Below are 7,872 nucleotides of genomic sequence, written 5' to 3' on the forward strand. Positions count from 1 at the left end.
GTACAGCCTGCGGCTAGCTTCCTAGTTTGCTCTTTGATTTTCATTGAGTATAAGGAGGAAATCATGTACCATATAAAAGAAGCTGCGCAGCTTTCGGGTGTCTCTGTCAAGACCCTGTACCACTACGATAAGATAGGACTCTTAGTCCCCTTAAAGTCAGGAAACGGCTATCGAACTTACAGTCAAGAGGATTTGGAACGTCTTCAGGTCATTCTTTACTATAAATATCTAGGTTTTTCTTTAGAAAAAATAGCAGAGCTATTAAAGGAAGAAAGGACAGATTTATTGCCTCATTTGACCAGGCAGTTGGACTATTTGACTCGAGAAAGGCAACATCTGGATAGCTTGATTTCCACCTTGCAAAAAACCATTCAAGAACAAAAAGGAGAAAGAGAAATGAGCATTCAAGAGAAATTTGCTGGATTTAACTACCAAGACCATCAAAAATACCACCAAGAGGCGGTAGAGAAATATGGCCAAGAAGTCATGGACCAAGCGCTCGAGCGCCAAAAAGGTCACGAAGACGAAGCTACGGCTGCCTTCAATCAAGTATTTCGAGCCTTGTCACAAAATCTTCAAGCTGGACTGCCTGTAACAGCAACAGAAAACCAAGAAGAAGCTGCTAAACTCTTGCAAGCCATCCGTACTTATGGATTCGACTGCTCTATTGAGGTATTCGGTCATATCGGTAAAGGCTACGTCTATAACCCAGAATTTAAGGAAAACATTGACAAATTTGGACCTGGAACAGCCCAGTACACATCAGATGTCATTGCCTATTATGTCCAAACTCAGACAAAATAAAATCGGAGGAGCATTCTTCCGATTTTTACTAAATTCAAGTACTACTTGCTTAATAATTTTTCTACTACATTTAGTTTTCGCATGGTCAAATCTACATTAAAAAGCTTTTCAAGATAGTTGGTATGGAGTTTCTTTTGTTTTGCAGTTCTAGGGAGATAGAGGTAAAGACAATGGTTACCGATACAAATTTCTTCTTCACCGTAATCAATTTTCAATTTTTCTAAAGGGAGACTTTGAATAGATTCTTGATAAAAAATCACGTGTATACGGTCATAAAGATAGTGTTCCCCAAACGGGTTTTCTTGGACAATTTTTTTAAAATCACTTTTGTTCTTGATTACTATTTTTAAGTCAGCACCAATATTTTCATTTATTAGAGTATGGACACGTTCTCGTATTGTTTCTAAATCTAAGTCACTTTCAAGAATAATATTTCCACTTTGAATATAAGTTCGAACTTGTTGAAAACCAGCTTCTGTCAAGATATCTACTAGATAAGACATTTTCGGGATAGCATTTTTTCCATTAGGAGTAACTCCCCTTAACAAGATAATATGTTCCAAAGGACTTCCTTTCTTTTGGGGCTGATTTAGCCATTTAATAATTTAGATTTAGATTGGGTTTAATCCTGCCACCCAGCCGGTACAGAGGGCAGAAGTGATGTTAAAGCCACCCGTATGGGCGTTGATGTCCAGTACCTCGCCAGCAAAGTGGAGCCCAGGAACCAGCTTACTTTCCAGAGTTTTAGGATTGATTTCCTTAAGACTGACTCCCCCTTTGGTAACAAAGGATTTGGCAAGGGACATTTTACTAGTCACAGGGATTTTGAGGGACTTGATAGACTGGAGCAGTTGTTCGCGTTCCTTTTCAGTCAACTGTTTGACTTTTTCAGGATAGCCTTGCACAAAAAATTCTGCCAAGCGTTCTGGAAACAAGGTTCTTAAAGCATTTTTCAAGGATTTTTCCCGATTTTCTTCTAGAAATGTAGCCAGATCCTTCTCAGAAAGTTGAGGCAAAACATCCAGTGAAAGGATTTCGCCGCCTTTGACAAAGCTAGACATACGCAGAGCAGCAGGACCTGACAAACCAAAGTGGGTAAAGAGTAGATCGTGAGTGATGACATGCTTACCATAACTTAGGGTTACATCGTCCAATGAAATTCCTTGCAAGGCCTTGTGTGGAAAATCTGTCAATAAAGGACTTTCAGCAGCCTCAAGCTCGGTGATGGTATGCTTAAAATGGCGGGCAATCTCGTGACCAAAACCAGTTGAACCAGTAGAAGGATAGGATTTTCCACCAGTTGTGACAATGAGTTTATCACAAGTGAAGATTTGGTCAGCTGATTTAAGGATAAACTGGTCGTCTATCTTTTTAACCGAAACAATTTCTGTTTGAGTAGCAACTTGACCACCTAGCTCAGTGATTTTCTTTTCCAAAGCCTCGATTATGGTTCGCGATTTGTCGCTGGCCGGAAAGACGCGGCCGTGGTCTTCGACCTTAAGTTTAACACCATTTTCTGTAAAAAAGTTAATGATATCATGGTTATCAAACTGGGAGAAGACACTGTAGAGAAAGCGCCCATTTCCAGGGATTCCAGCTAGTAGGTCATCTAGAGTTCCATTGTTGGTGACATTGCAACGTCCCCCACCAGTACCAGCTAATTTTTTTCCAAGTTTCCGATTTTTTTCGATGAGGAGGGTTTTTTGACCATAAAAGCTACTGGAAATCGTAGCCATCATGCCAGCAGGACCTCCACCGATGACGATAGTATCAAAATGTTTCATAGCTCTATTGTACCACAAAAAAACAAGAGATGATGGTCACCTCTTGTCAAGAATGCAATTAATCAATTTCATATCCCATCAGCAAACCGCCATCTTCTGCATAGAAACTGCAGAGGCCAGAGGTTGGGAGAATTTTAATATCCGCCTGTGGGAAATTTTCACGAATTCGCTCTGAAAGCTGTTGGCAACATTTCTCGTTATTGCGTTGAGCCATGACAATACGACCACCAGCATATCCTGCTTTTACTAACTCATCATAGGCTGCCTGAATCGATTTCTTTGCTCCTCTTGCTTTTTGTAGCAATTCAAGGGTTCCAGTTTCACTAGCTTCTCCGACCATACGGATGTTGAGAAGGCCAACGACTGTACCGATAAGCTTGCTCAAACGGCCGTTTTTTACCAAGTTATCGACTTTGGCTAGGACAAAGAGCAACTTGGTTTTTTCTTGATAGGCGGTGATAGCTTCAACCACTTCTTCAAAAGATAAGCCCTGGTCAATCAAGTCATTCAATTTTTCTACGAGTAGGTCAATCTCACCACCAGCAGACAAACTATCAATTACATGAATCTTAGTGTCAGGATGTTCTTCCAGATAAATATTCTTGGCTAGTTGAGCACTATTGTGGCTTCCAGAAAGAGTACCTGTGATGGTTACTAGAAAAATGTTTTTGGCTCCTTCAAATGCTCGCAAATAATCATCTGGGCTTGGACAAGCTGATTTTGAAGCTTCTGCAGTTGCATACATGGTTTCCATCATTTGGTCAATGTCAAGACTGGCATCATCAACAAAGACCTGATCAGCTACTTGAATGGTTAAGGGGACACTTACAAAGGTCGTGTCAATAGCTGGTGTTGCCAGCTGACGATAATCACAACCAGAGTCAGCAATAATCTTCCAAGTCATAGAAATTCTCCATCTTTGTCAGTTATACATTGACAAAGGTTCTGTCTTTTTTTACAATTATATCATGAAAGCCCTTGAAACAAAAGCCTCATCCGTCTGTTGTGACAAGTAGAAAGAAAATGTTATGTCTGAACGTAGAATCTCTGAAAAGTCTCTTGAAAATCTCAGAAAATCAAACCAAGAATCCAATTTATTAACTAGAGAAGCCATCGAAACAGCCCTCTTGCAGCTCTTGGAAAAAAAGGACTTGACCAAGATTAGTATTTCTGAATTGGTCAAACGTGCAGGCGTTTCTCGTGCGGCCTTTTATCGCAATTATGATTCCAAAGAGGAGATTTTAGAAAGCGTCTTTAAACGAACTGTCCACAACATCATGGAACAACTGCACCATTATGATTTAAAGACAGACCTTTATCTGGTCTGGGTTCATCTTTTCCGAGAGGCCAGAAAGGAAGCCAGAGTGATTCAATTGGCCTTAGATTACCATCTGGAAAAAATCTTTGTCCAAGCCATGCAGGAATTTCTAGAAAAATACCATGGGAAATCAAAAGGTGTCAGCTCTTATCTTCATTCCTTTTGGAGCTCAGCCATCGTCTCAGTCCTTTTAAAATGGATCAAGGATGGCATGAAGGTACCTGCTGAAAAGATTGCGGATTTACGGTTACCATTTTTTAAAAAATAGAGAAAAAGGAGAAAAGAGATGACTGAAAAAAGACTAGCATGGGATGAGTATTTTGCAGCCCAAGCCCTACTAATTGCCAATCGTTCCACTTGTAAACGTGCCAAAGTGGGTGCGATTCTGGTTAAGGATAATAAGGTTATTTCCACTGGTTACAATGGTTCGGTGTCAGGTACCGAGCATTGTATTGACCACGAATGTCTGGTCATTGAAGGCCACTGTGTTCGCACCCTTCACGCTGAGGTCAATGCTATCCTTCAAGGTGCAGAACGTGGTGTTCCTAAAGGCTTTACAGCCTATGTAACCCATTTTCCTTGTCTGAATTGTACCAAACAATTGCTTCAGGTCGGTTGTAAGCGTGTGGTTTATATCAACCAGTACCGAATGGACGACTACGCCCAATACCTTTATCAAGAAAAGGGAACAGAATTGACTCATTTACCACTTGAGACAGTACAGGCCGCTCTTAAAGAAGCAGATCTAATGTAAAAATTATCAAAAATAAATGGTTTAGAAAGATTTTTAAACCGTTTTTTGGTATAATAAGAAGAATAAATTGAAAGAAGGAATTCCAAAAATGGGAAAAATTGAAGTTATTAATCATCCACTGATTCAACACAAATTGTCAATCTTGCGTCGTACAGATACTTCTACAAAAGCTTTTCGTGAGCTAGTAGATGAGATTGCAATGTTGATGGGGTATGAAGTACTTCGTGATCTTCCACTAGAAGATGTGGAAATCGAAACACCAATCACAAAAACAGTTCAAAAACAATTGGCAGGTAAGAAATTGGCCATCGTTCCAATCTTGCGTGCAGGTATCGGGATGGTTGATGGACTCTTGAGCTTGGTTCCAGCTGCTAAGGTTGGTCACATCGGTATGTACCGTGATGAAGAAACACTTCAACCAGTTGAGTACTTGGTGAAATTGCCTGAAGATATTGACCAACGTCAAATTTTTGTTGTAGACCCAATGTTGGCAACAGGTGGCTCAGCAATCTTGGCTGTTGATTCTCTTAAAAAACGTGGCGCATCAAATATCAAATTTGTCTGCCTTGTATCTGCTCCAGAAGGTGTAAAAGCCCTTCAAGAAGCTCATCCAGATGTAGAAATCTTTACAGCAGCCTTGGATGAACGCTTGAACGAACACGGTTATATCGTTCCAGGTCTTGGAGATGCTGGGGACCGCTTGTTCGGTACAAAATAAAATTAAAAAGAGATTGACTTGGAAAAGGATTTCCAGTCACGAAAGGAGGTTGAATTTTTGTTTCTGGCTGATGAAAACAGAGCAAAAATTTGACCTTTTTTGACCAAGATATTATAATAGTCTTATCTTCAGTCATTTGACCAACAAAATTAAAATTCAAAAGGAGAAATGAATGATTCCTGTAGTTATTGAACAAACAAGCCGTGGAGAACGTTCTTACGATATATACTCACGTCTTCTTAAAGACCGCATCATTATGCTGACAGGTCCAGTTGAAGACAATATGGCTAACTCTGTTATTGCCCAATTGCTTTTCTTGGATGCCCAAGATAGTACAAAAGATATTTACCTTTATGTCAATACACCTGGTGGTTCCGTTTCAGCTGGTTTGGCAATCGTTGATACTATGAACTTTATTAAGGCTGATGTCCAAACAATCGTTATGGGAATGGCTGCATCTATGGGGACTGTCATCGCATCAAGTGGAGCAAAAGGCAAACGTTTCATGCTTCCAAATGCTGAATACATGATCCACCAACCAATGGGCGGTACAGGTGGTGGTACCCAACAAACCGATATGGCGATCGCTGCAGAACATTTGCTTAAAACTCGTCATACCTTGGAAAAAATCTTGGCTGAAAATTCAGGTCAGTCAATCGAAAGAGTCCATGCAGATGCAGAACGCGATAACTGGATGAGTTCTCAAGAAACACTTGAATATGGCTTTATTGATGAAATCATGGCCAACAATTCATTGAATTAATGATGATAGAAGGCAAACTCGACTGGGTTTGCTTTTTTTGGTATAATAGGGAGAGATTTCTTAGAAAGAGGATTTATCATGTTTGAAAAAGTCAATCGATCTGGCTTGATTATCTATCTTTACTATAATCGTGATGCCAAAAAACTGCAGGATTATGGAGATATTACCTATCATTCCAAGAAACATCGTTACTTACAACTCTATGTTCCAACTCAAGAAGTGGAGCAATTGGTCGGGCGCTTGGGCAAGGAAAAGTTTATAAAAAAAGTCAGAGTTTGTCATATCCAAGAGCTGGAAACACCCTTTGTGGGCAATCTTCATCGAGAGGAAAACGTTATCATCGAAAAAGTTTAAGAAAAGTGTTGACAATTTTCTGATAATTCGGTATATTCTTAACATGCTATTTATTTAAGAAATAAGGAGACAAAAAAGATGAAGAAAAAATTTGCCCTATCGTTTGTGGCGCTTGCAAGTGTAGCACTTCTTGCAGCCTGTGGAGAAGTGAAGTCTGGAGCGTCAAACGCTGCTGGTAACTCAGTAGAGGAAAAGACAATCAAAATCGGATTTAACTTTGAAGAAACTGGTGCCGTAGCAGCCTACGGTACATCTGAACAAAAAGGTGCCCAACTTGCTGTTGATGAAATCAATGCTGCAGGTGGTATCGATGGAAAACAAATCGAAGTAGTTGATAAAGATAACAAGTCTGAAACAGCTGAGGCGGCTTCAGTAACAACTAACCTTGTAACCCAATCTAAAGTATCAGCAATCGTAGGACCTGCGACATCTGGTGCAACTGCAGCTGCGGTAGCGAACGCTACAAAAGCAGGTGTTCCATTGATTTCACCAAGTGCGACGCAAGATGGATTGACTAAAGGTCAAGATTACCTCTTTATCGGAACTTTCCAAGATAGCTTCCAAGGAAAAATTATCTCAAACTATGTTTCTGAAAAATTGCAAGCTAAGAAAGTTGTTCTTTACACTGACAATGCCAGCGACTATGCTAAAGGTATTGCCAAAGCCTTCCGTGAAGCTTATAAAGGTGAAATCGTTGCAGATGAAACTTTCGTAGCAGGTGACACAGACTTCCAAGCAGCCCTTACAAAAATGAAAGGGAAAGACTTTGATGCTATCATCGTCCCTGGTTACTACACTGAAGCTGGTAAAATTGTAAACCAAGCGCGTGGTATGGGAATTGACAAACCAATTGTTGGTGGTGATGGATTCAACGGTGAAGAGTTTGTACAACAAGCAACTGCTGAAAAAGCATCAAACATCTACTTTATCTCAGGCTTCTCAACTACTGTAGAAGTTTCAGCTAAAGCAAAAGCCTTCCTTGACGCATACCGTGCTAAGTACAATGAAGAGCCTTCAACATTTGCAGCCTTGGCTTATGACTCAGTTCACCTTGTAGCAAACGCAGCAAAAGGTGCTAAAAACTCTGGTGAAATCAAGGATAACCTTGCTAAAACAAAAGACTTTGAAGGTGTAACTGGTCAAACAAGCTTTGATGCAGACCACAACACAGTCAAAACTGCTTACATGATGACCATGAACAATGGTAAGGTTGAAGCAGCAGAAGTTGTAAAACCATAATAGAAAAATGTTGAAATAGGGAATGAGCCTCTGACTCACTCCCTGTTTCGATGTTTAATACTCTTTGAAAATCAAATTCAAACTGCGTCAACGTCGCCTTGTCGTACTCAAGTACAGCCTGCGGCTAGTTTCCTAGTT

General features: G+C 40.2%; 10 protein-coding genes. 7 read left to right on the forward strand and 3 right to left on the reverse strand.

Annotated features, from left to right (window positions below; all coding sequences use genetic code 11):
- The first annotated feature begins 63 nt into the window (after positions 1-63).
- Positions 64-804, forward strand: coding sequence for a MerR family transcriptional regulator (locus ADI58_RS05650; protein ID WP_049521803.1), 741 nt, complete (start codon positions 64-66; stop codon positions 802-804).
- Positions 805-845: 41 nt separating this feature from the next.
- Here ADI58_RS05650 and ADI58_RS05655 read toward each other — a convergent pair whose 3' ends face one another.
- From ADI58_RS05655 to ADI58_RS05665, 3 genes are read right to left on the reverse strand one after another with little or no spacing between them, the layout of a single operon-like run.
- Positions 846-1,367, reverse strand: a complete 522-nt coding sequence (locus ADI58_RS05655) for a DUF1697 domain-containing protein (protein ID WP_049521804.1) — start codon at positions 1,365-1,367, stop codon at positions 846-848.
- A gap of 48 nt (positions 1,368-1,415) precedes the next feature.
- Positions 1,416-2,588, reverse strand: coding sequence for an aminoacetone oxidase (gene aao, locus ADI58_RS05660; RefSeq protein ID WP_049521805.1), 1,173 nt, complete (start codon positions 2,586-2,588; stop codon positions 1,416-1,418).
- Positions 2,589-2,646: 58 nt separating this feature from the next.
- Positions 2,647-3,492 carry a DegV family protein gene (locus ADI58_RS05665; protein ID WP_049521806.1) on the reverse strand — a complete coding sequence of 282 codons (846 nt, stop codon included), beginning with the start codon at positions 3,490-3,492 and terminating at the stop codon, positions 2,647-2,649.
- A 124-nt stretch (positions 3,493-3,616) separates the two neighbouring features.
- Here ADI58_RS05665 and ADI58_RS05670 point away from each other — a divergent pair, with 124 nt between their 5' ends.
- The 6 genes from ADI58_RS05670 (at position 3,617) to ADI58_RS05695 (ending at position 7,734) form a co-directional block, all read left to right on the forward strand.
- The gene (locus tag ADI58_RS05670; protein ID WP_000004136.1) at positions 3,617-4,174 is read left to right on the forward strand and encodes a TetR/AcrR family transcriptional regulator; all 558 of its coding nucleotides are present in this window, start codon (positions 3,617-3,619) and stop codon (positions 4,172-4,174) included.
- Positions 4,175-4,192: 18 nt separating this feature from the next.
- Entirely contained in the window at positions 4,193-4,660 is a 468-nt protein-coding gene (locus ADI58_RS05675; RefSeq protein WP_000136973.1) for a deoxycytidylate deaminase, read from the forward strand.
- Positions 4,661-4,748: 88 nt separating this feature from the next.
- Entirely contained in the window at positions 4,749-5,378 is a 630-nt protein-coding gene (gene upp, locus ADI58_RS05680) for a uracil phosphoribosyltransferase (protein WP_000515974.1), read from the forward strand.
- Positions 5,379-5,550: 172 nt separating this feature from the next.
- Positions 5,551-6,141, forward strand: a complete 591-nt coding sequence (gene clpP, locus ADI58_RS05685; RefSeq protein WP_049521807.1) for an ATP-dependent Clp protease proteolytic subunit ClpP — start codon at positions 5,551-5,553, stop codon at positions 6,139-6,141.
- Positions 6,142-6,219: 78 nt separating this feature from the next.
- Positions 6,220-6,495, forward strand: a complete 276-nt coding sequence (locus tag ADI58_RS05690; protein ID WP_049521808.1) for a YlbG family protein — start codon at positions 6,220-6,222, stop codon at positions 6,493-6,495.
- A gap of 78 nt (positions 6,496-6,573) precedes the next feature.
- Positions 6,574-7,734, forward strand: coding sequence for an ABC transporter substrate-binding protein (locus tag ADI58_RS05695; RefSeq protein WP_000726119.1), 1,161 nt, complete (start codon positions 6,574-6,576; stop codon positions 7,732-7,734).
- The last annotated feature ends 138 nt before the right edge of the window (positions 7,735-7,872 follow it).

The sequence above is a fragment of the Streptococcus mitis genome (assembly GCF_001074635.1).
Lineage (GTDB): Bacteria > Bacillota > Bacilli > Lactobacillales > Streptococcaceae > Streptococcus > Streptococcus mitis_E.